25 protein-coding genes are annotated in these 24554 nt (G+C 65.3%); 16 read left to right on the forward strand and 9 right to left on the reverse strand.

Annotated elements, in window-relative coordinates; all coding sequences use genetic code 11:
- Nucleotides 1-20: 20 nt before the first annotated feature.
- The 5 genes from PSEK12I1_RS0108755 to apbC all read right to left on the reverse strand — a co-directional run bounded on the left by PSEK12I1_RS0108755 (nucleotide 21) and on the right by apbC (nucleotide 4572).
- Nucleotides 21-911: an LD-carboxypeptidase gene (locus PSEK12I1_RS0108755; RefSeq protein WP_027597615.1), complete on the reverse strand. Its 891-nt coding sequence runs from the start codon at nucleotides 909-911 to the stop codon at nucleotides 21-23.
- The gene (locus PSEK12I1_RS0108760; protein WP_027601301.1) at nucleotides 908-1711 is read right to left on the reverse strand and encodes an MOSC domain-containing protein; all 804 of its coding nucleotides are present in this window, start codon (nucleotides 1709-1711) and stop codon (nucleotides 908-910) included. The genes PSEK12I1_RS0108755 and PSEK12I1_RS0108760 overlap by 4 nt, the downstream gene beginning before the upstream one ends.
- Nucleotides 1712-1783: 72 nt before the next feature.
- Nucleotides 1784-2713, reverse strand: coding sequence for a chemotaxis protein CheV (locus tag PSEK12I1_RS0108765; RefSeq protein WP_007162762.1), 930 nt, complete (start codon nucleotides 2711-2713; stop codon nucleotides 1784-1786).
- A 116-nt stretch (nucleotides 2714-2829) separates the two neighbouring features.
- Nucleotides 2830-3396: a dCTP deaminase gene (gene dcd, locus PSEK12I1_RS0108770; protein ID WP_007162761.1), complete on the reverse strand. Its 567-nt coding sequence runs from the start codon at nucleotides 3394-3396 to the stop codon at nucleotides 2830-2832.
- A gap of 81 nt (nucleotides 3397-3477) precedes the next feature.
- Nucleotides 3478-4572, reverse strand: a complete 1095-nt coding sequence (apbC, locus tag PSEK12I1_RS0108775) for an iron-sulfur cluster carrier protein ApbC (protein WP_027597613.1) — start codon at nucleotides 4570-4572, stop codon at nucleotides 3478-3480.
- Between the two features lie 122 nt (nucleotides 4573-4694).
- Here apbC and PSEK12I1_RS0108780 point away from each other — a divergent pair, with 122 nt between their 5' ends.
- The 5 genes from PSEK12I1_RS0108780 (at nucleotide 4695) to PSEK12I1_RS0108800 (ending at nucleotide 9957) form a co-directional block, all read left to right on the forward strand.
- Entirely contained in the window at nucleotides 4695-5846 is a 1152-nt protein-coding gene (locus PSEK12I1_RS0108780; RefSeq protein WP_027601302.1) for a M14-type cytosolic carboxypeptidase, read from the forward strand.
- Nucleotides 5847-5944: 98 nt separating this feature from the next.
- Nucleotides 5945-7984, forward strand: coding sequence for a methionine--tRNA ligase (gene metG, locus PSEK12I1_RS0108785; RefSeq protein WP_027601303.1), 2040 nt, complete (start codon nucleotides 5945-5947; stop codon nucleotides 7982-7984).
- Nucleotides 7985-8026: 42 nt separating this feature from the next.
- Nucleotides 8027-9001, forward strand: a complete 975-nt coding sequence (locus PSEK12I1_RS0108790) for an RnfABCDGE type electron transport complex subunit B (protein WP_027601304.1) — start codon at nucleotides 8027-8029, stop codon at nucleotides 8999-9001.
- Nucleotides 8998-9636 (forward strand): endonuclease III, encoded by a 639-nt coding sequence (gene nth / locus PSEK12I1_RS0108795; protein WP_027597609.1) that lies wholly within the window; start codon nucleotides 8998-9000, stop codon nucleotides 9634-9636. The genes PSEK12I1_RS0108790 and nth overlap by 4 nt, the downstream gene beginning before the upstream one ends.
- 141 nt (nucleotides 9637-9777) lie before the next feature.
- Nucleotides 9778-9957 (forward strand): PA3496 family putative envelope integrity protein, encoded by a 180-nt coding sequence (locus tag PSEK12I1_RS0108800; RefSeq protein WP_007162755.1) that lies wholly within the window; start codon nucleotides 9778-9780, stop codon nucleotides 9955-9957.
- Nucleotides 9958-10007: 50 nt separating this feature from the next.
- Here PSEK12I1_RS0108800 and PSEK12I1_RS0108805 read toward each other — a convergent pair whose 3' ends face one another.
- Nucleotides 10008-11225: an argininosuccinate synthase gene (locus tag PSEK12I1_RS0108805; protein WP_007162754.1), complete on the reverse strand. Its 1218-nt coding sequence runs from the start codon at nucleotides 11223-11225 to the stop codon at nucleotides 10008-10010.
- 117 nt (nucleotides 11226-11342) lie between these two features.
- Nucleotides 11343-12293 carry an OmpA family protein gene (locus tag PSEK12I1_RS0108810; RefSeq protein ID WP_027601305.1) on the reverse strand — a complete coding sequence of 317 codons (951 nt, stop codon included), beginning with the start codon at nucleotides 12291-12293 and terminating at the stop codon, nucleotides 11343-11345.
- A 141-nt stretch (nucleotides 12294-12434) separates the two neighbouring features.
- Between PSEK12I1_RS0108810 and pyrC the strand changes: the two genes are divergently transcribed.
- From pyrC to bfr, 4 genes are all read left to right on the forward strand, one after another.
- Nucleotides 12435-13478, forward strand: coding sequence for a dihydroorotase (gene pyrC / locus PSEK12I1_RS0108815; RefSeq protein WP_027601306.1), 1044 nt, complete (start codon nucleotides 12435-12437; stop codon nucleotides 13476-13478).
- Nucleotides 13479-13480: 2 nt separating this feature from the next.
- The gene (gene rnt, locus PSEK12I1_RS0108820; protein ID WP_371099723.1) at nucleotides 13481-14152 is read left to right on the forward strand and encodes a ribonuclease T; all 672 of its coding nucleotides are present in this window, start codon (nucleotides 13481-13483) and stop codon (nucleotides 14150-14152) included.
- Nucleotides 14153-14262: 110 nt separating this feature from the next.
- Nucleotides 14263-14478, forward strand: a complete 216-nt coding sequence (locus PSEK12I1_RS0108825) for a bacterioferritin-associated ferredoxin (protein WP_007162750.1) — start codon at nucleotides 14263-14265, stop codon at nucleotides 14476-14478.
- Nucleotides 14479-14670: 192 nt separating this feature from the next.
- Nucleotides 14671-15150: a bacterioferritin gene (gene bfr, locus PSEK12I1_RS0108830; protein WP_027601307.1), complete on the forward strand. Its 480-nt coding sequence runs from the start codon at nucleotides 14671-14673 to the stop codon at nucleotides 15148-15150.
- 59 nt (nucleotides 15151-15209) lie between these two features.
- On the opposite strand, the gene grxD is transcribed toward bfr, so the two are convergent.
- Complete coding sequence (gene grxD, locus PSEK12I1_RS0108835) at nucleotides 15210-15536, reverse strand: Grx4 family monothiol glutaredoxin (RefSeq protein ID WP_007162748.1); 327 nt, start codon at nucleotides 15534-15536, stop codon at nucleotides 15210-15212.
- Nucleotides 15537-15780: 244 nt separating this feature from the next.
- Between grxD and PSEK12I1_RS0108840 the strand changes: the two genes are divergently transcribed.
- Entirely contained in the window at nucleotides 15781-16185 is a 405-nt protein-coding gene (locus PSEK12I1_RS0108840) for a DUF3597 domain-containing protein (RefSeq protein ID WP_007162747.1), read from the forward strand.
- A gap of 194 nt (nucleotides 16186-16379) precedes the next feature.
- Complete coding sequence (gene argF, locus PSEK12I1_RS0108845; RefSeq protein WP_007162746.1) at nucleotides 16380-17297, forward strand: ornithine carbamoyltransferase; 918 nt, start codon at nucleotides 16380-16382, stop codon at nucleotides 17295-17297.
- Between the two features lie 48 nt (nucleotides 17298-17345).
- On the opposite strand, the gene PSEK12I1_RS0108850 is transcribed toward argF, so the two are convergent.
- A complete protein-coding gene (locus tag PSEK12I1_RS0108850; RefSeq protein WP_007162745.1) occupies nucleotides 17346-18128 on the reverse strand; it encodes a PhzF family phenazine biosynthesis protein in 783 nt (260 codons plus the stop codon).
- A 296-nt stretch (nucleotides 18129-18424) separates the two neighbouring features.
- Between PSEK12I1_RS0108850 and PSEK12I1_RS0108855 the strand changes: the two genes are divergently transcribed.
- From PSEK12I1_RS0108855 to metR, 5 genes are all read left to right on the forward strand, one after another.
- Nucleotides 18425-19297 carry an MIP/aquaporin family protein gene (locus tag PSEK12I1_RS0108855; RefSeq protein WP_027601308.1) on the forward strand — a complete coding sequence of 291 codons (873 nt, stop codon included), beginning with the start codon at nucleotides 18425-18427 and terminating at the stop codon, nucleotides 19295-19297.
- A gap of 30 nt (nucleotides 19298-19327) precedes the next feature.
- The gene (gene glpK / locus PSEK12I1_RS0108860) at nucleotides 19328-20836 is read left to right on the forward strand and encodes a glycerol kinase GlpK (RefSeq protein WP_027597604.1); all 1509 of its coding nucleotides are present in this window, start codon (nucleotides 19328-19330) and stop codon (nucleotides 20834-20836) included.
- Between the two features lie 171 nt (nucleotides 20837-21007).
- Nucleotides 21008-21772 carry a DeoR/GlpR family DNA-binding transcription regulator gene (locus tag PSEK12I1_RS0108865; RefSeq protein WP_007162742.1) on the forward strand — a complete coding sequence of 255 codons (765 nt, stop codon included), beginning with the start codon at nucleotides 21008-21010 and terminating at the stop codon, nucleotides 21770-21772.
- Nucleotides 21773-21928: 156 nt separating this feature from the next.
- The gene (gene glpD, locus PSEK12I1_RS0108870; protein ID WP_027601309.1) at nucleotides 21929-23458 is read left to right on the forward strand and encodes a glycerol-3-phosphate dehydrogenase; all 1530 of its coding nucleotides are present in this window, start codon (nucleotides 21929-21931) and stop codon (nucleotides 23456-23458) included.
- A gap of 155 nt (nucleotides 23459-23613) precedes the next feature.
- Nucleotides 23614-24531, forward strand: a complete 918-nt coding sequence (gene metR / locus PSEK12I1_RS0108875; protein ID WP_007162740.1) for a transcriptional regulator MetR — start codon at nucleotides 23614-23616, stop codon at nucleotides 24529-24531.
- Nucleotides 24532-24554: the final 23 nt, after the last annotated feature.

A 24554-nucleotide genomic window follows, 5' to 3' on the forward strand; every position in this document is an offset into this window, starting at 1 on the left:
CCGCCCAGGATCGGTCGGGCCTAGAGCACCTGCAGGCGACCCGCTTCCAGGCGCACCCGGGCGCCATAGGGCCAGGCCTGGTTGTCCGGGCCATGACCGCTGGGCAGGCCGCGATAGAGGGCGATGCCGCGCGGCGCCAGCCATTCGGCGAAGATCTCTTCCAGCGACTGCTCGACGTTGCGCGCCGGGCAGTCGGTGAAGGTGCCCAGGCAGACCGCGCCGATGCGGTGCTCGGTGAGGTTGCCGAGCAACTGGCAGAGGCTGCGTTCGAGTCGATAGTAGGGCTCGCCGACATCTTCCAGCATGAGGATGGCGCCATCGTGGGGACGCAGCGCCGCGGCGGTGCCGACCACGCTGGCCAGCGTGGTCAGGTTGCCGCCGATCAGCTCGCCGGCAGGCACCTGGGCCGGACCGGCCAGGCGCTCCAGCTGCCAGGCCGGACGGCCACCGGCGCACAGCTCCAGGACTGATTCCAGCGAGCGGGTCCGGGCCGCCTGGGTAGCCGGATCCTCGTCGCGGCGCCCCCAGTCCAGGGCGCCAGGACCATGAATGGCGGTGAGACCGCGGCGATGGAAGGCTTCAAGCAGCACCGTCAGGTCGGAATAGCCGATCAGGGGCCGGCCCTTGCTGCTGGACAGGCGCGACCAGTCCAGCCACGGCAGCAGTTGTGCGGATCCGTAACCGCCGCGCAGGCACCAGACCGCATCCACGTCCGCCTGGCTGAAGGCCCAGTGCAGATCCGCGGCCCGCTCCTCGGCGGTGCCGGCGAGATAGCGATGACGCTTGAGCGCCTGCTCGCCCAGCACCGCTTCGATGCCGGCCGCCTGCAGCTGTTCTATCGCCGCGGTGACCAGCTCCTGCTTGACCGCACCCGCCGGACTGACCAGCGCCACACGCCGCACGGGAGTCATTCCAGCACCTCCACCGGCATGCCAGCCTCGATGATGCCGCGCCCCAGGGGGATGACGTTCATGCCGAACAGCATGCGATTGTCCTGGAAGCGGTATTCGCGCAGGGCGGTCAGTGGCTGCCGATCCGGATCCTTTTCGCCGGTCACCGGATCCTGGGTGATGACGATGCAGCGCGAGCAGGGACAGGCGACGGCGAAATCCACCGTGCCGATGCGCAGGCGCTTCCAGCCGTCCTCGGCATAGGCCGCGGTGCCCTCCACCACCAGATTCGGCCGAAAGCGCAGCATTTCCAGCGGTTTGCCCACCCGCTCCACCAGATCGGCCAGGGAGGCCTCGCTGGTCAGCAGCAGGGGAAAGCCGTCGGCGAAGTGGACCTTCTGCCCCGGCTCGGCGAAATCGGTATTGATCTGGCGGGCATGGCTTTCGGCGATGTACACCAGGCGGCAGCGGCGCCCGAGGAAGTCGCTCAGCCAGGCATCGGCCTCGGCGGCGACCGGCGCCTGCAGGGTGTCGCGCCAGATGGTCACGCCTAGCTGCTCACCGGTGGCATCGGGCACCGCCACCTCGAGCGGAGTCCGCCCGGGCGCGCTCAGGCGCAGTCGATCGGCGGCCAGCCAGCGCGCCTCGATGTGATTCATCTGCGCCAGCTGGCGCAGGGTCAGGAAGCGACCGGTGTCGGCATCCACCACCATCCAGCGGCGATCCCCCACCAGGCCCAGGGCATCCACCTCGGCCTGGGCGAGGGATTCCACGGCCGTCGACTTGACGGGATAACGATAGAGGGCACTGAGGTGCGACATGGGCGCGGCTTCCTGGCGGCGGACAAAGGCCGCCAGTGTAAGGGAGGCGCCGGAGCGGCGAAACCGCGGGGATCAGCCCTCGGCCAGTGCCAGGCGGCGGCGGACTTCCTCGACCAGCTGATCGGGCTGGAACTTGGAGAGGAAGGCGTTGCAGCCGACCTTCTTCACCATGGCTTCGTTGAAGCTGCCCGACAGCGAGGTGTGCAGCACCACATAGAGGTCGGCGAGGCGCGGATCCTGGCGGATCTCGGTGGTCAGGCGATAGCCGTCCATTTCCGGCATCTCGGCATCGGTCAGCACCATCAGCAGCTTCTCGGTCAGCACCACGCCTTCGTCGGCCCAGGCCTTGAGCTTGCGCAGGGCCTGCAGGCCGTCGGTGGCGACGTGGAATTTCAGATCCAGCTGGACCAGGGTGTCGCGCAGCTGGCCGATGGCGGTGCTGGAGTCGTCCACCAGCAGTACCTCGCGACCGCGGGCCTTGGCCAGCAGCGGATCGGCCAGGCGTTCCTGGGAGACCTTGACGTTGTAGGGGGCGATCTCGGCCAGCACCTTTTCCACGTCGATCACCTCCACCAGGCGGTCTTCGATGCGGGTGATGGCGGTCAGGTAGTGCTGCCGTCCGGCGCCGCCGGGCGGGGCCTGGATGCTGTCCCAGTTGAGGTTGATGATGCGATCGACGCTGCCGACCAGAAAGGCCTGCACCGAGCGGTTGTACTCGGTGACGATGATGGTGCTGTTCTCGTCGGGCGTGATGGGTCGCATGCCGATGGCGGCGGCCAGGTCGATCACCGGCAGGGTCTGGCCACGCAGGTGGACCACGCCGCAGATCATCGGGTGGCGCTTGGGCATCTGGGTCAGGCGCGGCAGCTTGAGGACCTCCTGCACCTTGAACACGTTGATGGCGAACATCTGCCGGCTGGACAGCTGGAACATGAGAATTTCCAGACGATTCTCGCCAACCAGCTGGGTGCGTTGATCGACGGTGTCGAGAATGCCGGCCATGGAAAGTCCACTCCAAAGATAAGTCAGGTCACAGGCTATCGGCGGCCGTGGACTTTTCTTGAGGCCCGGAAACGGCGAAGCCGCCAGACAGGCGGCTTCGCTCGAATAGCGTCAAGTCAGGCGCGTGGCAGGGTCACGCCGCGCTGGCCCTGGTACTTGCCGCCGCGATCCTTGTAGGACACCTCGCAAGCCTCGTCGGATTGCAGGAACAGCATCTGGGCCACGCCTTCGTTGGCGTAGATCTTGGCCGGCAGGGTGGTGGTGTTGGAGAACTCCAGGGTCACGTGCCCTTCCCACTCGGGCTCCAGCGGGGTGACGTTGACGATGATGCCGCAACGGGCATAGGTGCTCTTGCCCAGGCAGATGGTCAGGACGTCGCGCGGAATGCGGAAATATTCCACGGTGCGCGCCAGGGCGAAGGAGTTCGGCGGGATGATGCAGACGTCGCTGACCACGTCGACAAAGCTCTTGTCGTCGAAGTTCTTGGGATCCACCACCGCCGAATGGATGTTGGTGAACACCTTGAATTCGTTGGCGCAGCGCACGTCGTAGCCGTAGCTGGACACCCCGTAGGAGATCACCCGGCTGTCGTCCGCGCCGCGCATCTGGCGCTCGACGAAGGGCTCGATCATGCCGTGCTCCTGGGCCATGCGGCGAATCCACTTGTCCGATTTGATGCTCATGGCAGGTCTGGCTCCGGGGCGAAAAAATTGACCGCGCATTCTAGAGGATCGCAGCGCGGTCTCAAAGGCGAACGGACGAAATCAGTCGTCGCTCACGGTGATGGTCGGCATGCCGCCGCCGGCCTGACCGCCCAGGGCAATACGGGCCCCGACCTTGCGCGCCAGTTCCTGGTAGATCAGCGCGATCTGGCTGTCGGGATCGGCGATGGCCGTCGGCCGCCCGGCATCGGCCTGCTCGCGGATAGCCATGGCCAGCGGCAGCGAGGCCAGGAGATCCACGCCGTACTGCTCGGCCAGCCGGCCGCCGCCGCCTTCGCCGAACAGGTGCTCGGCGTGGCCGCAGTTGGAGCAGATGTGCACCGCCATGTTTTCCACCACGCCGAGCACCGGGATGTTGACCTTCTGGAACATCTCCACGCCCTTCTTGGCGTCCAGCAGAGCCAGGTCCTGGGGCGTGGTGACGATCACCGCGCCGGCCACCGGCACCTTCTGCGCCAGGGTCAGCTGGATGTCGCCGGTGCCCGGGGGCATGTCGATCACCAGGTAGTCGAGGTCATTCCAGGCCGTCTGGGTGATCAGCTGGATCAGGGCACCGGAAACCATCGGCCCGCGCCAGGCCACCGGCGTCTTGTCGTTGGTCAGGAAGGCCATGGACATGACCTCGACGCCATGGGCCTGCAGCGGGATGAACCACTTCTCGTCGCGCACCTCGGGACGGGTGCCCTCGGCGAAGCCGAACATGATGCCCTGGCTGGGACCATAGATGTCGGCGTCCAGCACGCCGACCCGGGCGCCTTCGCGGGCCAGCGCCAGCGCCAGGTTGGCGGCGGTGGTGGACTTGCCCACCCCGCCCTTGCCCGAGGCCACGGCGATGATGTTCTTGACGTTGCCCATGGCTTCCAGCTGCGGCTGGGCGGCGTGGGGCGCGATTATGCAGTCGACCTGGATCTCGGCGGTGTCGACCCCGGGCACGTTCTCCAGCGCGGTCTTGAGCACCTGGGCCAGGCCACCCTTGAACAGTCCGGCGGCATAGCCCAGCTCGAAGCGGGCGCGCACCCGGCCACCGTCCAGCGCGAGGTCGCGCAGGGCACCGGCGCTGAGCAGGTCCTGTTCGAGATAGGGATCGTGATACTGGCGCAGCGCGGCCTCGATGGCCTCGCGAGTCGGAGCGGTCATGCAGACTCCCGGAAACAGCGGATAGGAAAGAGAAGCTGCGGCCTATGCTACCCACTGTCCTTGCTAAAGCCTATCCACGCGGCGCTACACTCCCGGCTTTCCCCTCGCCCGTGGAGCCCTGCGTGAACGCCTCTTCCCTGCACATCAGTTCCACCTTCGACAGCGGCGCCGTCGAGGTGCTGTCCCTGGCCGACCACGCCGACATCCGCCTGCGCATCCGCCCGGACACCGCCTCGCCCTTCACCCAGTGGTTCCATTTCCGCCTAGAGGGCGCCCGCGGCCTGCCCTGTCGGCTGAGCTTCGACAACGCCGGCGAGTGCGCCTACCCCGAAGGTTGGCGCGACTATGGCGTGGTCGCCAGCTATTGCGGCCAGCAGTGGTTCCGCATACCCAGCCGCTATGACGGCAAGACCCTGAGCTGGACCGTCACCCCGGAACACGACAGCCTGTTCTTCGCCTATTTCGAGCCCTATCCGGAGAGCCGCCACCTGGCCTTCATGGGCGAAGCCCAGCGGCATCCCGCCGTCCGTCTGGAAACCGTTGGCCGTTCGCTGCTGGGGCGTTCGCTGGACCTGCTGCGCATCGGTACGCCGGGCGCCGGCAAGAAGAACATCTGGGTCATCGCCCGCCAGCACCCCGGCGAGCCCATGGCCGAGTGGTTCGTCGAAGGCCTGCTGCGCCGGCTGCTGGGCCTGGGCGAACACCAGGGCGACCCGGTGGGCGGCAAGCTGCTGGAGCAGGCGGTGCTGCACGTGGTGCCGAACATGAATCCCGACGGCTCGGCCCTGGGCAATCTGCGCACCAACGCCGCCGGCGCCAACCTCAACCGCGAATGGCTGGAGCCGGACGAAGAGCGCAGTCCCGAGGTGCTGGCGGTACGCCGTGCCATCGCCGCCAGCGGCTGCGACCTGTTCCTCGACATCCACGGCGACGAAGCCCTGCCCTATGTCTTCGTCGACGGCTGCAATGGCCTGCCCACCTTCGGCGAGCGCGAGGAAGCCGAGCAACGGGCCTTCCTGCAGCGCTTCCAGCGCGCCAGTCCGGACTTCCAGACCCAGTACGGCTATCCCCGCGGTCATTTCGGCAGCGAGACCCTGAAGCTCGCCACCAAGTACGTCGGTCATACCCATGGCTGCCTGGCCCTGACCCTGGAGCTGCCGTTCAAGGACAACGCCAACGATCCCCGTCCGGACGTCGGCTGGAACGGTGCCCGCAGCGCTGCCCTGGGTGCCGCCATGGTCAGTGCCCTGTATTGGCAGCTGGCGGATCTCTAAGTCCGGACCTGCACCCGCCCATCCCCACGGATGAAACCGACCGGCCATTTCGCTATGATGGTCGGTCACCTTATCAGCGTCGCGATCCAGCCAAGACCATGACCGAGCCCCGCAAGATTCTCGTCACCAGCGCCCTGCCCTATGCCAACGGCTCCATCCACCTCGGCCACATGGTCGAGTACATCCAGACCGACATCTGGGCGCGCTTTCAGCGGCTGCGCGGCAACCAGTGCCTCTATGTCTGCGCCGACGACGCCCACGGCTCGGCCATCATGCTGCGCGCCGAACGCGAGGGCATCACGCCCGAACAGCTGATCGACAACGTCAAGCGCGAGCACAGCGCCGATTTCGCCGACTTCGGCGTGGCCTTCGACAACTTCCATTCCACCCATGCGGAAGAGAATCGCGAGCTGTCGCGCGCCATCTACCTGAAGCTGCGCGAAAACGGCCACATCGCCACCCGTCCGGTCACCCAGTATTTCGACCCGGACAAGCAGATGTTCCTGGCCGACCGCTTCATCAAGGGCACCTGTCCCAAGTGCGGCAGCGCCGACCAGTACGGCGACAACTGCGAGAAGTGCGGCGCCACCTACGCCCCCACCGAGCTGAAGGATCCCAAGTCGGCCATCTCCGGCGCGACCCCGGTGCTGCGCGAATCCGAGCACTTCTTCTTCAAGCTCCCCGATTTCACCGAGATGCTCAAGGGCTGGACCCGCGGCGGCGCCCTGCAGGAATCGGTCGCCAACAAGATCGCCGAGTGGCTGGACGCCAGCCTGCAGGAGTGGGACATCTCCCGGGATGCGCCCTACTTCGGCTTCGAGATCCCCGACGCCCCGGGCAAGTACTTCTATGTCTGGCTGGACGCCCCCATCGGCTACATGGCCAGCTTCAAGAATCTCTGCGATCGCCGCGACGACCTGGACTTCGACGCCTTCTGGAACAAGGACAGCAGCGCCGAGCTGTACCACTTCATCGGCAAGGACATCGTCAACTTCCACGCGCTGTTCTGGCCGGCCATGCTCGAAGGCGCCGGCTACCGCAAGCCGACCGCGCTCAACGTCCACGGCTTCCTTACCGTCGACGGCCAGAAGATGTCCAAGTCCCGTGGCACCTTCATCAAGGCGCGCACCTACCTGGATCACCTCAATCCCGAGTACCTGCGCTACTACTTCGCCGCTAAGCTCTCGCGCCATGTCGAGGACATCGACCTGAACCTCGAAGACTTCGTGCAGAAGGTCAACTCCGACCTGGTGGGCAAGGTGGTCAACATCGCCAGCCGCTGCGCCGGCTTCATCCACAAGGGCAACGCCGGCCTGCTGGTGGACGCCCAGGCCGCGCCCGAGCTGGAAGCCGCCTTCCGCGCCGCCGCGCCGAGCATCGCCGAGGCCTACGAGACCCGCGAATTCGGCCGCGCCATGCGCGAGATCATGGCCCTGGCCGATCGCGCCAACGCCTGGATCGCCGATAAGGCGCCCTGGAGTCTGGCCAAGCAGGACGGCAAGCAGGATGAGGTCCAGGCCATCTGCGCCCAGGGCATCGAGCTCTTCCGCCAGCTGGCGATCCTGCTCAAGCCGGTGCTGCCCAACCTGGTCGCTGCCGCCGAGAGCTTCCTCAATGTCGCCCCCCTGACCTGGGCCGACCTGGACACGCGCCTGGCCAATCATCAGCTCAATGCCTTCCAGCCCCTGCTCACCCGCATCGAACCCGCCAAGGTGCAGACCATGATCGACGCTTCCAAGGAAGACCTGGCCGCCCAGGCCGCACCCCAGCCCGCCGGCAACGGCGAACTGACCAAGGCCCCGCTGGCCGAGACCATCGACTTCGACACCTTCTCCAAGGTCGATCTGCGCATCGCCCTGATCGAGAAGGCCGAGTTCGTCGAGGGCGCCGACAAGCTGCTGCGCCTGACCCTGGACATCGGCGATGCCAAGCGCAACGTCTTCTCCGGCATCAAGAGCGCCTACCCGGAGCCGAGCCAGCTCGAAGGCCGCCTGACCCTGTACGTTGCCAACCTGGCGCCGCGCAAGATGAAGTTCGGCGTCTCCGAAGGCATGGTCCTGGCCGCCGGCCCCGGCGGTACCGAGATCCACCTGCTCAGCCCCGACAGCGGCGCCAAGCCCGGCCAGCGGGTGATGTGATAGCGACGGCGCCCCAGGGCGCCGTCCTTTCAAGTGCAAGCCATGAACGCTCAACCTACCCTCATCACCGCCATCGACGCCCTCTTGCCGCAGACCCAGTGCGGCAAGTGCGGCCATCCCGGTTGCCAGCCCTATGCGGCGGGCATCGCCGCGGGCGAAGCGCACAACAAGTGTCCACCCGGCGGCACGGCCACCATCCTCGAGCTTTCGGCGCTGCTCCAGCGTCCGGCGCTGCCCCTGGACTCGCCCTACCCGGTGACGCCCAGCCAGCGTGCGGTGATTCGCGAGGCCGACTGCATCGGCTGCACCAAGTGCATCCAGGTCTGCCCCACCGACGCCATCCTTGGCGCAGCCAAGCTGATGCACACCGTCATCGAGAGCGAATGCAGCGGTTGTGAACTGTGTCTGGCACCCTGCCCGGTGGACTGCATCGACCTGGTGGCGGTACCGGCCCCGGTCGATCGCCCGGCGGAGCGTCGCCGCGCGCAGTACTACCGCCGCCGCTTCGACGCCCGCCAGGCGCGCCTGCAGCGCGACCGCGAGCGCCTGGAGGCCGAACGCCAGCGGCGGCAGGTGCCTCCTGCAGTCAGCACGCCGGCGGAGACGCCGGCCACCGCGGACGCTGCGCTCAAACCCTTGAAGATCGCCGCCGCCATGGCCCGGGTCGCCCTGCAAAAGGCCGAACGGCAACTGGCGCAGTACGGCACACCGGCCCTGGAGGCCCAGGTGCAGCAACTGCGCGAAGCCGCCGAGCAGGCCCAGGTGGCCCTGGACAGCGCGCAGCGTGGAGCGGCCACCGCCAGGGCGCCGGCCCTGGCGACGCCAGCCACCGACCCCGCCGCCCTCAAGCAGGCACGCATCGCCGCCACCCTGGCGCGTGCCCAGCTGACCAAGGCCGAGCGCGCCTTCGGTAGCGCGCCCACCCCCGAGCAGAGCGCTCAACTGGCTGCCCTGCGCGGCGCCGCTCAGCAGGCTGCCCACCGTCTTGCCGCACTGGAAAACCCGAACAGCCCATGAACGCCGCCAAACGCCTGGAGATCTTTCGCCGCCTGCACGAGGACAATCCCGATCCCAAGACGGAACTGGCCTACGCCTCGCCGTTCGAGTTGCTGATCGCGGTGATCCTCTCCGCCCAGGCCACCGATGTCAGCGTCAACAAGGCCACCGCCCGCCTCTATCCGGTGGCCAACACCCCCCAGGCCATCCTGGACCTGGGCGTGGAGGGGTTGTCGGAGTACATCAAGACCATCGGCCTCTATAACAGCAAGGCCAAGAACGTCATCGAGACCTGCCGGCTGCTGCTGGAGCGCCATGGCGGCGAGGTGCCCCAGACCCGCGAGGAACTGGAGGCGCTGCCCGGCGTGGGCCGCAAGACCGCCAACGTGGTGCTCAACACCGCCTTCCGCCAGCTCGCCATGGCGGTGGACACCCATATCTTCCGGGTCAGCAACAGAACCAATCTTGCACCCGGCAAGAACGTGGTGGAGGTCGAACTCAGGCTGCTCAAGGTGGTGCCCAAGGATTTCCTGCTGGATGCCCACCACTGGCTGATCCTGCACGGCCGCTATGTCTGCCAGGCGCGCAAGCCCCGCTGCGGCAGCTGCCGGATCGAGGATCTCTGCGAATACAAGGCGAAAACCTCTGACGATTGAAAAAGGGCCTGTCAAAGCCCTTTGGCGATTGAAAAAATCTTTTTTACCGGCCCCTGCTTTGTCGTTATAAGGTGCGCGAAAAGGTCCCGCAGCCCTGTCGATGAGTGCGTGTGATCCTGTCCAGCCTTGCAGGAGTTACCAATGGCCGAAGACAAAAGCGATATCGATGTAGACGATGATTTCGAGACCGATGGCGAAGCGCCCGAGACCGTCGAACCCGTCGTCAGCAAGACCAACCTGACCAAGCGGCGGCTGATCGACAACATGCTCGAAGAGCGCCGCCTGAAGCGGCAGATTTCCGAGTACGACTTCGATCTGTAAGCCTTAAAAAACCCCAGCCGAGGCTGGGGTTCTGTCGTGCGGGGCGACCCTTACAGCAGGGTGCGGCCCTTGCCTGCGGCGATGCGCATGCGCAGGGCGTTGAGCTTGATGAAGCCCGCCGCGTCCGCCTGGTTGTAGGCGCCGCCGTCTTCTTCGAAGGTGGCGATGTTGGCGTCGAACAGCGACTCGTCGGACTTGCGGCCGACGACGATGACGTTGCCCTTGTACAGCTTCAGGCGCACCACGCCGTTCACGTTGGCCTGGGAGGCGTCGATCATCTGCTGCAGCATCAGCCGCTCGGGGCTCCACCAGTAGCCGGTGTAGATCAGGCTGGCGTACTTGGGCATCAGCTCGTCCTTGAGGTGGGCCACCTCGCGGTCGAGGGTGATGGACTCGATGGCGCGGTGGGCCTTGAGCATGATGGTGCCGCCGGGGGTCTCGTAGCAGCCACGGGACTTCATACCCACATAGCGGTTCTCGACGATGTCCAGGCGACCGATGCCGTTCTCGCCGCCGATGCGGTTCAGTTCGGCCAGCACGGTGGCCGGGCTCAGTTCCTTGCCGTCGATGGCGACGATGTCACCGTTGCGGTAGGTCAGCTCGAGATAGGTCGGGGTATCCGGCGCGGCTTCCGGCGACTTGGTCCAGCGCCACATGTCTTCTTCATGCTCGGTCCAGGTGTCTTCCAGCACGCCGCCCTCGTAGGAGATGTGCAGCAGGTTGGCGTCCATGGAGTACGGCGACTTCTTCTTGCCGTGGCGCTCGATCGGGATCTGATGCTTTTCGGCGTAGTCCATCAGCTTCTCGCGGGACAGCAGGTCCCACTCGCGCCAGGGCGCGATCACCTTGACGCCCGGCTTGAGGGCATAGGCGCCCAGCTCGAAGCGCACCTGGTCGTTGCCCTTGCCGGTGGCGCCGTGGGAGATGGCGTCGGCGCCGGTCTCGTTGGCGATCTCGATCAGGCGCTTGGCGATCAGCGGACGGGCGATGGAGGTACCCAGCAGGTACTCGCCTTCGTAGACGGTATTGGCACGGAACATCGGGTAGACGAAGTCGCGGACGAATTCTTCGCGCAGGTCGTCGATGTAGATTTCCTTGACGCCCATGGCCTTGGCCTTGGCACGTGCCGGTTCGACTTCCTCGCCCTGGCCGAGGTCAGCGGTGAAGGTCACCACTTCGCAGTTATAGGTATCCTGCAGCCACTTGAGGATCACCGAGGTGTCCAGGCCGCCGGAATACGCCAGGACTACCTTCTTCACATCCGCCATGCCGTTCGCTCCCGTGTATTGCGTTGAGTCGGAAAGCGACAATTCTACTGGTCGCCTCGCTGCTTTTACAGGGGCGCGACGCACTCTGATGTCTGGGCGACATGCGGTCGGGGCGAGTCAGCCCTTGGGCTTGGCCGGCGGTGCCGGGGTGGGCGCCAGCGATTCGGGCGGATTGGCCGCGGTACTGGTGGCTGGCGCAGCCGGCGGCTCGCCGCTCGGCGGGACCCGCGAGAACACCAGGGTCACCCGGCGGTTGAGCGCGCGATTGGCCTTGCTGGTGTTGGGCGCCACGGGATACTGCTCGCCAAAGAAGCGCAATTCGATCTGCTCCGCAGCGAAGCCCTTGCTCTTGAGGTACTCCATCACGGCGATGGCGCGCAGCCGCGATTCCTGGCGGTTGTCCAGGCGGGTGCCCTGATTATCGCTGTAGCCGGAGACGATGACATGATTGACCGTCGGATCGGCGTTCAGGTATTCGTCGATGAGGTCGAGCTTGGCCTTGGCGAGGTCGTCCAGGGTATCGCCGCCGCCCGGAAAATTGACCTGGGAATGGCGGATCTGCTCGAAGTTGACCGCCAGCAGCTTCTGGGTGCAGGCCTGGAATTGCTGGTAGGCCGGTTCGAAGCGCACTGGCAACAGTCGCACCTCGACTCGGTCGTCCAGGGCCCCCGAGCGACTCACCTGGGGCATGCGCCCCTCCATCAGCCCCGCCAGCAGGCGCTGCGCCTGCTGCGCGCTGGTGGCCAGCGCCTGCTCGCCCTCAACCACCTTGACCGAGCCAAGGCTGATATCGCCCAGCCCCGGCTTCCAGGGCACCGCCGCCGCCTTCAGGCTGGCGCTGCCCGCCGGCAACCACTGGCCATTGGGCCGCAGTTCGAACACCGTGGACTCGCCCGCGCGGCGCAGGAAGCCACCACTGCCGAAGCGCGGGATGGGCTGCAGCAGGCGACAGGCGAAGATGTCACCCTCCACCTTCCATTCCACGCTTTCGAGCCGGCTCTGGAAGGTCATCCCCCAGGCCGGCACGGCAAGCAGCAGACAGGAAAGGAAGAGGTAACGCGGGCGCACGTCGGACTCCGGAAAGAAAAAGTACCTGGGGTTCTTATCGGTCGAGGGCGCGGAAAACTTGAGCGCGGTCCCGCCGCACGGGTGCCGGCTACCCCCTTTTCCGGTAGCATTTCCCTACTTTCCCGCAGCCTGGAATCCCGCATGACCGACCGGATCACCCTTGCCCGTCCCGATGACTGGCACATTCACCTGCGCGACGGCGCCGCCCTGCAGCAGACCGTCGCCGACGCCGCCCGGGAATTCGGTCGCGCCATCGTCATGCCCAACCTGGTACCGCCGGTGCGCAATGCCGAGCAGGCCGCCGCCTATCGCGAGCGCATCCTGGCGGCACGCCCGGCCGGCAGCCGCTTCGAACCGCTGATGGTGCTCTATCTCACCGACCGCACCAGCCCGGAAGACGTCCGCGCCGCCAAGGCCAGTGGCTTCGTGCATGCCGCCAAGCTCTATCCGGCCGGCGCCACCACCAACTCCGATTCCGGCGTGACCTCGCTGGACAACCTCTTCCCCACCCTGGAAGCCATGGCCGAGATCGGCCTGCCGCTGCTGGTGCACGGCGAGGTCACCCATGCCGAGGTGGACGTCTTCGATCGCGAGAAGAAATTCATCGATGAGCACCTGGTGCGTATCGTCCAGCGCTTCCCGACGCTGAAGGTGGTCTTCGAGCACATCACCACCGGCGACGCTGCGGCCTTCGTGCGCGAGACCCCGGCCAACGTCGGCGCCACCATCACCGTGCATCACCTGCTGTACAACCGCAACCACATGCTGGTGGGCGGGATCCGGCCGCACTTCTATTGCCTGCCGATCCTCAAGCGCAACACCCACCAGAGCGCCCTGCTGGACGCCGCCACCAGCGGCAATCCCAAGTTCTTCCTGGGCACCGATTCGGCGCCCCACGCGCGGCACGCCAAGGAAGCGGCCTGCGGCTGCGCCGGCTGCTATACCGCCTATGGCGCCCTGGAGCTCTATGCCGAGGCCTTCGAGAGCCGCGATGCCCTCGACCGCCTGGAAGGCTTCGCCAGCCACTTCGGTGCCGATTTCTACGGCCTGCCGCGCAATGCCGAGACCGTCACCCTGGTGCGCGAGGACTGGCAGGCGCCGGCTTCCCTGCCCTTTGGTGACCACGAGGTGATTCCGCTGCGCGCCGGCGAGACCCTGCGCTGGCGCCTGGAGGTGGGTGCATGAGCATGGACGAGACCTTCAGCGACGAACTGGACGCCAGCCAGCCGATGTCCGACTCGCGCATCCCCATGGCACGTCGCTTCCGCGGCTACCTGCCGGTGGTGGTGGATGTCGAGACCGGCGGCTTCAACGCCGCCACCGATGCCCTGCTGGAAATCGCCGCCACCACCGTGGCCATGGACGAGGAAGGCGTGCTCTATCCGGATCACACCTACTTCTTCCGCGTCGAGCCCTTCGCCGGCGCCAACATCGAGGCAGCGGCGCTGGAATTCACCGGCATCAAGCTCGACCATCCGCTGCGCATGGCGGTGGGTGAAGAGCAGGCGCTCAGCGAGATCTTCAAGGGCGTGCGCAAGTCGCTCAAGTCCAGCGGCTGCAAGAGGGCCATCCTGGTCGGCCACAACAGCAGCTTCGACCTGGGCTTCCTCAATGCCGCGGTGCTGCGCTGCGGCCTGAAGCGAAATCCCTTCCACCCCTTCTCCAGCTTCGATACCGCGACCCTCGCCGGCCTGGCCTATGGCCAGACGGTGCTGGCCAAGGCCTGTCAGGCGGCCGGCATCGAATTCGATAACCGCGAAGCCCACTCGGCCCGCTACGACACCGAGAAGACCGCCGAGCTGTTCTGCGGCATCGTCAATCGCTGGCGGGAGATGGGTGGCTGGGTCGATCTCGACTGACCGTCCGTCGCCGATCCTGCCTTTGATGAGATTTTGCCGCCTACAACTTTGACAATCATTCTCATTGTCATTAGCTTTGGCGGCACCTCCACTCATACAGCAGGCGATCCATGTACGTGTGTCTTTGCCGTGGCGTGACCGACAAGCAGATTCGTGAAGCCATCTACGAGGGCTGCTGCAGTTATCGGGAAGTTCGGGAAAGTACCGGTTGCGCCACTCAGTGCGGCAAGTGCGCCTGCCTGGCCAAGCAGGTGGTCAAGGAAACCCTCGGCGAACTGCACGGCGCCCAGCAGCTCGCCTACGCGCTGGACGTGCCGCGCGCCTGAGCGCGAGCCCTGTAAAAAAAGCCGGAACCTGGGTCCGGCTTTTTTATTGTCTAATCAAACGCTTACGGAAAGGATGGAAAAGCTTCCGATTACCGTTCGATTTTCGTCGATTTTTCAACAACTTAAGCTTTTGACAAAGGACTGTTCCACGCTCAGACTGCCGGCAATCCCACCCCATTCGCAGGTCCGGCCATGAAAGGCGATATCACCGTCATCCAGCATTTGAACAAGATCCTCGGCAACGAACTGGTGGCCATCAACCAGTACTTCCTGCATTCGCGGATGTACAACGACTGGGGTATCCGCAAACTCGGCCATCACGAGTACAAGGAATCCATCGACGAGATGAAGCACGCCGATCGCCTGATCGAGCGCATCCTGTTCCTGGAAGGCCTGCCCAATCTGCAGGACCTGGGCAAGCTGATGATCGGCGAGAACACTCAGGAGATGATCCAGTGCGACCTGCGCCTGGAAATCAGCGCCGTGGCCGACCTGCGTGAAGCCATCACCTACTGCGAAAGCGTACGGGACTACGTCAGCCGCGACATGCTCAAGGACATTCTCGAATCCGAGGAAGAGCACATCGACTGGCTGGAAACCCAGCTGAGCCTCATCGGCAGTGTCGGGATCGAGAACTACATCCAGTCGCAGATGCACGACGACGACGATTGATCGGGCAGATGCCCACAAAAAAGCCCGCACATTGCGGGCTTTTTCTATGGACCAGGGACTCAGGCGTCCTTGGTTTCCACGGCTTGCTTGATCAGGGTCTGCAATTCGCCCTTCTCGTAGAGTTCGGCGAGGATATCGCTGCCGCCGACCAGTTCACCACCGACCCACAGCTGGGGGAAGGTCGGCCAGTTGGCGTACTTGGGCAGATTGGCGCGGATTTCCGGATTCTGCAGGATGTCGACGTAGGCGAATTTCTCGCCACAGGCCATCAGCACCTGAGCGGCACGGGAAGAGAAGCCGCACTGAGGCGCGTTCGGCGAACCCTTCATGTAGAGCAGCACGGGATTGTTGGCAATCTGGTCTTTGATGGTATCGATGATGTCCACGATGCACCTCGCTAATACGGTGGGACGATTGTAACGGAAAGGCCGGTGGAACGCCGGGATTTCCGCGACGTCCAGCCCGTGACAGGCGCGGCTCGACCTGGCAATCGACCACGTTCCGACCCGGCCGTTCGCCAGCACCATGACCATCCCGAGCGGCGCCAGGCAAAACTTTGGCGCCCGGGCCGTGGTCAGGTTAAGGGTAGGCGCCGCTCGGTGCGCCTGATCCAAGACCCAGGAGAACTCCATGAGCCTGTTCAGCAAGATCCTCTCGAAGCTCGGCATTGGTGAAGCCCATGCGGATACCCCCGCCGCTGCGCCCACCACCGGCGCGACCGATACCGCCGCACCCGCCGGCAGCCCGGCCGCCCCGACCGGCGCCACCCCCATGAGCCAGGTGGACGTCGCCGCCAAGCTTGACGGTCTGGCCGCCCAGAAAGGCGAACAGCTCAACTGGAAGACCTCCATCGTCGACCTGCTCAAGCTGCTCGACCTGGACAGCAGCCTGACCGCCCGCCAGGAGCTGGCCAAGGAACTGAACTGCCCCGCCGACAAGATGGGCGACTCCGCCCAGATGAACATGTGGCTGCACAAGGCCGTTCTGCAGAAGCTGGCCGACAACGGCGGCAACGTCCCCGCTGACCTGCTGTAAGGCACCGCCCCTTCGCTACCCCGTCCCAGGCTAGCCGCTCGAAACGAAGGGCCTAGGCTGGGATGGTGGTAAAATGCGACATGAACTTATACCATTTCGCCTTTGGTCTTTCCGCCGTTTGAAACGGCATGCTCTCAGGTTCGCCGCGCCCTCCATGGACGGCCGTTACCGGGACGGGACGCTAGGGTAACGAAATGACGGTTCGCCACTTTCTTTCTTTCATGGACTGTTCCCCCGAGGAACTCCGGCAACTCATCGCACGCGGCATCGAGCTCAAGGCCCTGCGCAACCGCGGCGTGCTGCATGAGCCCCTGCGCAATCGCGTCCTGGGCATGATCTTCGAGAAGGCCTCCACCCGCACCCGCCTCTCCTTCGAGGCCGGCATGATCCAGCTCGGTGGCCAGGCGATCTTCCTCTCGTCTCGGGACACCCAGCTCGGCCGTGGCGAGCCCGTCCCGGACAGCGCTCGCGTCATGTCGAGCATGCTCGACGGCGTGATGATCCGCACCTACGCCCACGAGATGCTGACCACCTTCGCCGCCCATTCCCAGGTGCCGGTGATCAATGGCCTGTCGGACGATCTGCACCCCTGCCAGCTGCTGGCGGACATGCAGACCTTCTTCGAGCACCGCGGCGATATCCGTGGCAAGACCGTGGCCTGGATCGGCGACGGCAACAACATGTGCAACAGCTATATCGAGGCGGCCGAACAGCTCGACTTCAATCTGCGCATCGCCTGCCCGGAAGGCTACGAGCCCAATCCGCGCTTTCTCGAACGCGCCGGCGAGCGCGTCCGGTTGACCCGGGATCCGCGCGAGGCCGTGGCCCAGGCGCACCTGGTCAGCACCGACGTCTGGACCTCCATGGGCCAGGAGGAGGAAACCCGCCTGCGCCTGGCGGCCTTCAAGCCCTACCAGGTCACCGCCGAGTTGCTCGATGGCGCCGCGCCGGATGTCCTCTTCATGCATTGCCTGCCGGCGCACCGCGGCGAAGAGATCAGCCATACCCTGCTGGACGACCCGCGCGCCGTGGTCTGGGACGAAGCCGAAAATCGCCTGCATGCCCAGAAGGCGCTGCTCGAATTCCTCATCAAGCCGCCACTGCACGCCTGATCGGGAGCCGAAGACCTCGGCCGCACCCTGGCCGCCGAGGTCTCACCATCACAGCAGCAACTGCCCGCGCATGACCGTTACCGCGCGTCCGGCGATGCTGACCCTATCCCCTTCCAGCCGACACCTGAGCTGCCCACCCCGCGCCGAAAGCTGCTGGGCGGTGAGCATCCGCTTGGCCAATCGCCGCGACCAATAGGGAATCAGGCTGCAGTGCGCCGAACCGGTGACGGGATCCTCGTCCACGCCCACCGCAGGGGCGAAGAAGCGCGACACGAAGTCGACCTCCTGGCCACGCGCGGTAACGATGACGCCCTGCCAGGGCAGCCGGGCGATGGCCGCCAGATCCGGCTTGCAGTCCCGTACCGCCTGTTCCGATTCCAACAGCACCAGCAGCTTGTCCGCCGCCAGGGCATCCACCGGTGATACCCGCAGGGCACGCTCCAGTTCGGGGGTCACCCCCAGCTCCGTGGGCACTAGCGCAGGGAAATCCAGCGCCAGCAGGCCGTCCACTTCGCGAAACACGCGCAGGACGCCGGACTGGCTGATGAACGCCAGGCGGTCGCCCGCCTCGCCATACACCTCGAACAGGACATGCGCCGCGGCCAGGGTGGCATGGCCACACAGGGGCACCTCGGTCCGCGGGGTAAACCAGCGGATGCGCCAGGTATCTCCCTCCTGCACTACGAAGGCGGTTTCCGAAAGATTGTGCTCGGTGGCGATCCGCTGCAGCAGCTCGTCGGCTGGCCAGCTGTCCAGGCGGTAGACCGCGGCGGGATTGCCGCGAAAGGGCTGATCGGTGAAGGCATCGACCTGATGAAATTCTAGGGGCATGCGCGCTACCTGAGCAGAAGAAGAAAAACAGCGAGCGTCGCCGTCGCGCGGGCACCAGACCCCTGATGATCCCTGGCCGCGACGGCTACCTCTTGAGACCTGCCAACGGGCCGGTTGTCGCCAGAAGTCCTATGACCAAAATAGCAGGCGGCGTCGCATCGGCAATGAATTGTCGAACGTCGTCACTGTTTTTGCGCTCAGGAGCTTTGACAGCTTTCATATTTGAAATTAGATTTTCGGTTGCGAACAAATGGCTCCCCGGCCACCTATAAATACAACAACCACGAGGCTCCTCCATGAGTACTCTTCTCGCTCCAACGCTACGCGGTCAATGCATCGCCGAATTCCTCGGCACAGCCCTCCTCATCTTTTTCGGTACAGGTTGCGTGGCGGCCGCGAAGGTCGGCGGTGCCACCCTCGGCCTGTGGGAAATCAGCATCATCTGGGGCGTGGGTGTGAGCATGGCGGTCTACCTGTCCGCCGGTGTCTCCGGCGCGCATCTCAGCCCGGCCGTCACCATCGCCCTCTGGCTGTTCGGCGGCTTCGAAAGACGCAAGGTGCCCGCCTACATCCTGGCCCAGGTCGCCGGTGCCTTCTGCGGCGCGGCGCTGGTCTACGGCCTCTACAGCAGCCTGTTTTTCGATTATGAACAGGCCCACAACATGGTCCGCGGCAGCCAGGCGAGCCTGGAGCTGGCCGGAGTCTTCTCCACCTATCCCCATCCTTCCCTTTCGATTGGCCAGGCGTTCCTCGTCGAAGCCGTCATCACCGCGATCCTGCTGGCCATGATCATGGCCCTCACCGACGACGGCAACGGTCTGCCCCGCGGCCCGCTCGCGCCCCTGCTGATCGGCCTGCTGATCGCCGTGATCGGCGGCTCCATGGGCCCGCTGACCGGCTTCGCCATGAACCCGGCCCGGGATTTCGGACCCAAGCTGATGACCTTCTTTGCCGGCTGGGGCGAGATCGCCTTCACCGGTGGCCGTGACATCCCCTACTTCCTGGTGCCCATCTTCGGCCCCATCGTCGGTGCCTGCCTGGGCGCCGCCGGTTACAAGGCGCTGATCTGCCGCCATCTGCCCGGCCTGGCCTCCGGTGCCTGCGACGTTCCGGCCAAGGCCGAGGACAGTGCCCGCACCGAAGTGACCTCCGCCTCCAAAGCGTCCTGATCGCCGCGAATCACAATAAGGAACAAGACCATGACCGACCAGAACAAGCAGTACATCGTCGCGCTCGACCAGGGCACCACCAGTTCGCGCGCCATCGTGCTGGACCGCAATGCCAATGTGGTGACCATCGCCCAGCGCGAATTCGCGCAGATCTATCCGCAGGCCGGCTGGGTCGAGCACGATCCCATGGAGATCTGGGCCACCCAGAGCGCGGTGTTCGTCGAGGCCCTGGCCCAGGCCAGCATAAGCAACGAGCAGATCGCCGCCATCGGCATCACCAACCAGCGCGAGACCGCCATCGTCTGGGACAAGACCACCGGTCGTCCCATCTACAACGCCATCGTCTGGCAGAGCCGCCAGAGCACCGCGATCTGCGACCAGCTCAAGCGCGACGGCATGGAAGACCATATCCGCAAGACCACCGGCCTGGTGATCGACCCCTATTTCTCGGGCACCAAGATCAAGTGGATCCTCGACCACGTCGAAGGCAGCCGTGAACGCGCCCGCCGCGGCGAACTGCTGTTCGGCACCGTGGACACCTGGCTGATCTGGAAGATGACCCAGGGTCAGGCCCACGTGACCGACTACACCAACGCCTCGCGCACCCTGCTGTTCGATATCCACAAGCGCGAGTGGGACGCCACCATGCTCGAGGTGCTGGACATCCCGCGCGAGATGCTGCCTGAGGTGAAGTCTTCTTCCGAGGTCTATGGCCAGGCGCACCTGGGCAGCGGCCAGACCACCGGCATCCCCATCGCCGGTATCGCCGGCGACCAGCAGGCGGCCCTGTTCGGCCAGATGTGCGTGGAGCCGGGCCAGGCCAAGAACACCTATGGCACCGGATGCTTCCTGCTGATGAACACCGGCGAGAAGGCGGTGCAGTCCCAGCACGGCCTGCTGACCACCATCGCCTGCGGTCCCCGCGGCGAGGTCAACTACGCCCTGGAAGGCGCCATCTTCAACGGCGGCTCCACCGTCCAGTGGCTGCGTGACGAACTCAAGGTGATCAACGATTCCCTGGATTCCGAGTATTTCGCCACCAAGGTGACCGACAGCAACGGCGTCTACCTGGTCCCGGCCTTCACCGGCCTGGGCGCGCCCTACTGGGATCCCTATGCCCGCGGTGCGCTGTTCGGCCTGACCCGCGGCGTCAAGGTGGACCACATCATTCGCGCCACCCTGGAATCCATCGCCTTCCAGACCCGCGATGTGCTGGACGCCATGCAGCAGGACGCCGGCGAAGCCCTGAAGTCCCTGCGGGTGGACGGCGGCGCCACCGCCAACAACTTCCTCATGCAGTTCCAGTCGGACGTGCTCGGCACCCGGGTCGAGCGGCCGGAAATGAAGGAGACCACCGCCCTCGGCGCGGCCTACCTTGCCGGTCTCGCCACCGGCTTCTGGAGCAGCCTGGACGAGTTGCGCAGCAAGAGCACCATCGAGCGCGTATTCGAACCGGCCTGTGATCCGACCAAGAGAGACACCCTGTACAAGGGCTGGAAGAAGGCCGTCGAGCGTACCCGTGGCTGGGCGCTGGACTGAGTCGAATCCGACCGGGAGGCGACCGGCACCTGCCGGGCCGCCTCCCGCAAGGCTCCCCCACCAGGCCGGCGTCTTCCGACGCCGGTCTTGCTTTGCGCGACAAGCGCTTTCCACCTGGATAGAGCTACGGCATCCTCTGTGAATTTACTCGATCACCTCAAGGAAGCCGTAATGAGCCTGGCGCCTCGCCAACAGCAGATTCTCGAACTGGTCCGTGAGCGCGGCTACGTCAGCATCGAAGAGCTGGCCCAGCATTTCTCCGTCACCCCCCAGACGATCCGTCGTGACATCAATCAGCTTGCCGAAGCCGGGCTGCTACGGCGCTACCACGGGGGCGCCGCCCACGATTCCAGCGTGGAAAACACCGAATACAGCATGAGAGCGGGCCAGATGCGCGAGGAAAAGCGCCTGATCGCCGAAGCCGTAGCCGCTGCCGTGCCCGACCACGCCTCGCTGTTCATCAACATCGGCACCACCACCGAGGCCATCGCCCATGCCTTGCTCGGGCATCGCAGCCTCAAGGTCATCACCAACAACCTTCACGTGGCCAACATCCTCAGCGCCAAGGACGACTTCGACGTGCTGATCGCCAGCGGCAAGGTGCGCAGCGATGGCGGCGTGGTGGGCCAGGCCACGGCCGACTTCATCAAGCAGTTCAAGGTCGACTACGCCCTGGTCGGCATCAGTGGCATCGACGAAGACGGCACCCTGCTGGACTTCGACTACCAGGAAGTCTGCGTCTCCCAGGCCATCATCCATAACGCCCGCCAGGTGTTTCTCGCCGCCGACTCCAGCAAGTTCGGCCGCAACGCCATGATTCGCCTTGGCAGCCTGGAACAGATCGACCAGCTGTTCACGGAGCAGGAGCCTTCTCCGGCCTTCGCGCGCTGCCTGCGCGAGTGGCAGGTCAAGGTCGAAGTGGCGCGTCCGCGCTGACCCCTCAAGGCGACGACCATTCGTCGCCTCGCCTCTGTCTATATTCGTTTTTTTTCGTTTTAGCGGTCTTAAGCCACAGGCTTGGCTAGAACCTGAGTTTTTGCTGGGCTATTATGTTCGAAACCGAATAATTATGTTCGTTTCACAGGAGGCACCATGGCCCAGGCACCCACTGCAACTCCCCGGACTTACGATCTCGCCGTCATCGGCGGTGGCATCAACGGTGTAGGCATCGCGGCCGATGCAGCCGGTCGGGGTCTGTCGGTGTTTCTCTGTGAACGCGACGACCTGGCGAGCCATACCTCTTCCGCCAGCAGCAAGCTGATCCATGGTGGCTTGCGCTACCTGGAACATCACGAATTCCGCCTGGTGCGCGAAGCCCTCGCCGAGCGTGAGGTGCTGCTGGCCAAGGCGCCCCATATCGTCAAGCCGATGCGCTTCGTCCTGCCCCACCGTCCGCACCTGCGTCCGGCCTGGATGATCCGTGCCGGTCTCTTCCTTTATGACCACCTCGGCAAGCGCGAAAAGCTGCCGGGCTCCCGTGGCCTGAAGTTCGATGCCCAGGGGCCGCTCAAGGCCGAGATCAAGCGCGGCTTCGAATATTCCGATTGCTGGGTGGACGACGCCCGCCTGGTGGTGCTCAACGCCATGCAGGCGCGCGACAAGGGTGCCGACATCCTCACCCGCACCCGCTGCGTCAGCGCCCGGCGCGTCGAGGGTCACTGGGAAGTCGAGGTCGAGGGGCCCCAGGGCCGCCAGCAGATCCGCGCCAAGGGCCTGGTCAATGCCGCCGGCCCCTGGGTCGCCAGCTTCATCCGCCAGGACCTGCAGCAGAAGTCGCCCTATGGCATCCGCCTGATCCAGGGCAGCCACGTCATCGTGCCCAAGCTGTACGAAGGCGAGCAGGCCTACATCATGCAGAACGAAGACCGCCGTATCGTCTTCGCCATCCCCTATCTCGGCCAGTACACCATGGTGGGGACCACGGATCGCGAGTACCAGGGCGATCCGGCCAAGGTGACCATCACCGACCAGGAAATCGACTACGTCCTCGGTGTGGCCAACGCCCACTTCCGCAAGCAGCTCAGCCGCGACGATGTGCTGCACACCTTTTCCGGTGTGCGCCCGCTGTGCGACGACGAATCGGACAACCCCTCGGCCATCACCCGTGACTACACCCTGTCGCTGGCCGAGGAACAGGGCGCGCCGCTGCTGTCGGTGTTCGGTGGCAAGCTGACCACCTACCGCAAGCTGGCCGAATCGGCCATGGCGCAGCTGCAGCCTTTCTTTCCGCAGCTGGGCAACAGCTGGACCGCGTCGGCACCGCTGCCCGGTGGCGAGCAGATGACTACGCCCCAGGCGCTGACCCGCGAATTGCTGGACAAGGTTAGCGGCCTGACGCCCGCCCTGGCACAACGCTGGGCGACCACCTACGGCAGCCGCGTCTGGACCCTGCTGGGCGATGCGCGCTCCGTGGAGGAGCTGGGTGCGGTGCTAGGCGCCGATCTGCATGTGCGTGAGGTGGAATACCTGCAGCGTCACGAGTGGGTCACTCGCGCCGATGACGTGCTCTGGCGGCGGACCAAGCTGGGCCTGGTGTTCACCGACGCCGAGCGGACGGCCCTGGAAGACTTCCTGGCGCATTCGGAACCGGCCCAGGCCACCAAGGGCAGCAACGCGGCCTGAGACCCGGGAAGAGTTGTCTCCGAGTGGGCAATCCGCTCGGGGACGGTCGGAACTCAACCGGCAATCGAACCGGTAAGGACTGGCCAGAGGCGTCAGAGCATAGGCAGCACCATGAAAAGTCTTCATGATGCGCCTTTGTCTCCAGTACCAGCGCCATGTTCGAACTCCGTCACCTGAAAACCCTGCATGCTCTCCGTGAATCCTCCAGCCTGGTGGAAGCCGCAGAGCGACTGCACCTGACCCAGTCCGCGCTCTCCCATCAGTTCAAGGAACTGGAAGAGCGCCTGGGGACCCCGCTGTTCATCCGCAAGACCAAACCCATTCGCTTCACCAGTGCCGGCCTGCGGCTGCTGCAGACCGCAGACGCGGTGTTGCCGCACCTGCGCAGTGCCGAGCGGGACCTGGCGCGTCTGGTCGGGGGTACGGCGGGTCGCCTGCACATGGCCATCGAATGCCACAGCTGCTTCCAGTGGCTGATGCCGACCATTGACCAGTTTCGTGATTCCTGGCCGGAAGTGGAGCTGGACCTGGCCTCCGGCTTTTCCTTCGCGCCCCTGCCGGCGCTGGCCCGTGGCGATCTGGACCTGGTAGTGACGGCCGATCCGGTCGACCTCTCGGGGGTGACCTATGTGCCGCTGTTCACCTACGAGGCCCTGCTCGCGGTAGCCAACCAGCATCCGCTGGCGCAACGGCCCTATATCGTCCCCGAGGATCTTGCCCAGGAAACGCAGATCACCTATCCGGTGGAGCGCGATCGGCTGGATATCTTCACCCGCTTCCTCGATCCGGCCGATGTCGAGCCGCTGTCGGTGCGCACGGCGGAGATGACGGTGATGATGCTGCAGCTGGTGGCCTCGGGGCGTGGCGTCTGCTGCCTGCCCAACTGGGCGATCCACGAGTACAGCTCGCGCGGCTATGTGACCGCGCGGCGGCTGGGCGAGAAAGGGCTCTATGCGACGCTCTATGCGGCGATCCGCGAAGACATGCTGGAGGCGCCCTTCATGCAGGATTTCCTGCTGACCGCCAAGGACACCTCCTTCGCCACCCTGGAGGGGGTCAGCAGCGCGCGCTGAGCCGGCGCGCTGCTCGCGAGGGG

It is taken from the genome of Pseudomonas sp. MOIL14HWK12:I1, assembly GCF_000510705.1.
Taxonomy (GTDB): Bacteria; Pseudomonadota; Gammaproteobacteria; order Pseudomonadales; family Pseudomonadaceae; genus Chryseomonas; species Chryseomonas oryzihabitans.

Coding starts and splice junctions, on each gene's coding strand:
- PSEK12I1_RS0108755 (WP_027597615.1), bottom strand. CDS start 911: ATGACTCCCGTGCGGCGTGTGGCGCTGGTCAGTCCGGCGGGTGCGGTC.
- PSEK12I1_RS0108760 (WP_027601301.1), bottom strand. CDS start 1,711: ATGTCGCACCTCAGTGCCCTCTATCGTTATCCCGTCAAGTCGACGGCC.
- PSEK12I1_RS0108765 (WP_007162762.1), bottom strand. CDS start 2,713: ATGGCCGGCATTCTCGACACCGTCGATCAACGCACCCAGCTGGTTGGC.
- dcd (WP_007162761.1), bottom strand. CDS start 3,396: ATGAGCATCAAATCGGACAAGTGGATTCGCCGCATGGCCCAGGAGCAC.
- apbC (WP_027597613.1), bottom strand. CDS start 4,572: ATGACCGCTCCGACTCGCGAGGCCATCGAGGCCGCGCTGCGCCAGTAT.
- metG (WP_027601303.1), top strand. CDS start 5,945: ATGACCGAGCCCCGCAAGATTCTCGTCACCAGCGCCCTGCCCTATGCC.
- PSEK12I1_RS0108790 (WP_027601304.1), top strand. CDS start 8,027: ATGAACGCTCAACCTACCCTCATCACCGCCATCGACGCCCTCTTGCCG.
- nth (WP_027597609.1), top strand. CDS start 8,998: ATGAACGCCGCCAAACGCCTGGAGATCTTTCGCCGCCTGCACGAGGAC.
- PSEK12I1_RS0108800 (WP_007162755.1), top strand. CDS start 9,778: ATGGCCGAAGACAAAAGCGATATCGATGTAGACGATGATTTCGAGACC.
- PSEK12I1_RS0108805 (WP_007162754.1), bottom strand. CDS start 11,225: ATGGCGGATGTGAAGAAGGTAGTCCTGGCGTATTCCGGCGGCCTGGAC.
- pyrC (WP_027601306.1), top strand. CDS start 12,435: ATGACCGACCGGATCACCCTTGCCCGTCCCGATGACTGGCACATTCAC.
- rnt (WP_371099723.1), top strand. CDS start 13,481: ATGGACGAGACCTTCAGCGACGAACTGGACGCCAGCCAGCCGATGTCC.
- PSEK12I1_RS0108825 (WP_007162750.1), top strand. CDS start 14,263: ATGTACGTGTGTCTTTGCCGTGGCGTGACCGACAAGCAGATTCGTGAA.
- bfr (WP_027601307.1), top strand. CDS start 14,671: ATGAAAGGCGATATCACCGTCATCCAGCATTTGAACAAGATCCTCGGC.
- PSEK12I1_RS0108840 (WP_007162747.1), top strand. CDS start 15,781: ATGAGCCTGTTCAGCAAGATCCTCTCGAAGCTCGGCATTGGTGAAGCC.
- argF (WP_007162746.1), top strand. CDS start 16,380: ATGACGGTTCGCCACTTTCTTTCTTTCATGGACTGTTCCCCCGAGGAA.
- PSEK12I1_RS0108850 (WP_007162745.1), bottom strand. CDS start 18,128: ATGCCCCTAGAATTTCATCAGGTCGATGCCTTCACCGATCAGCCCTTT.
- PSEK12I1_RS0108855 (WP_027601308.1), top strand. CDS start 18,425: ATGAGTACTCTTCTCGCTCCAACGCTACGCGGTCAATGCATCGCCGAA.
- glpK (WP_027597604.1), top strand. CDS start 19,328: ATGACCGACCAGAACAAGCAGTACATCGTCGCGCTCGACCAGGGCACC.
- PSEK12I1_RS0108865 (WP_007162742.1), top strand. CDS start 21,008: ATGAGCCTGGCGCCTCGCCAACAGCAGATTCTCGAACTGGTCCGTGAG.
- glpD (WP_027601309.1), top strand. CDS start 21,929: ATGGCCCAGGCACCCACTGCAACTCCCCGGACTTACGATCTCGCCGTC.
- metR (WP_007162740.1), top strand. CDS start 23,614: ATGTTCGAACTCCGTCACCTGAAAACCCTGCATGCTCTCCGTGAATCC.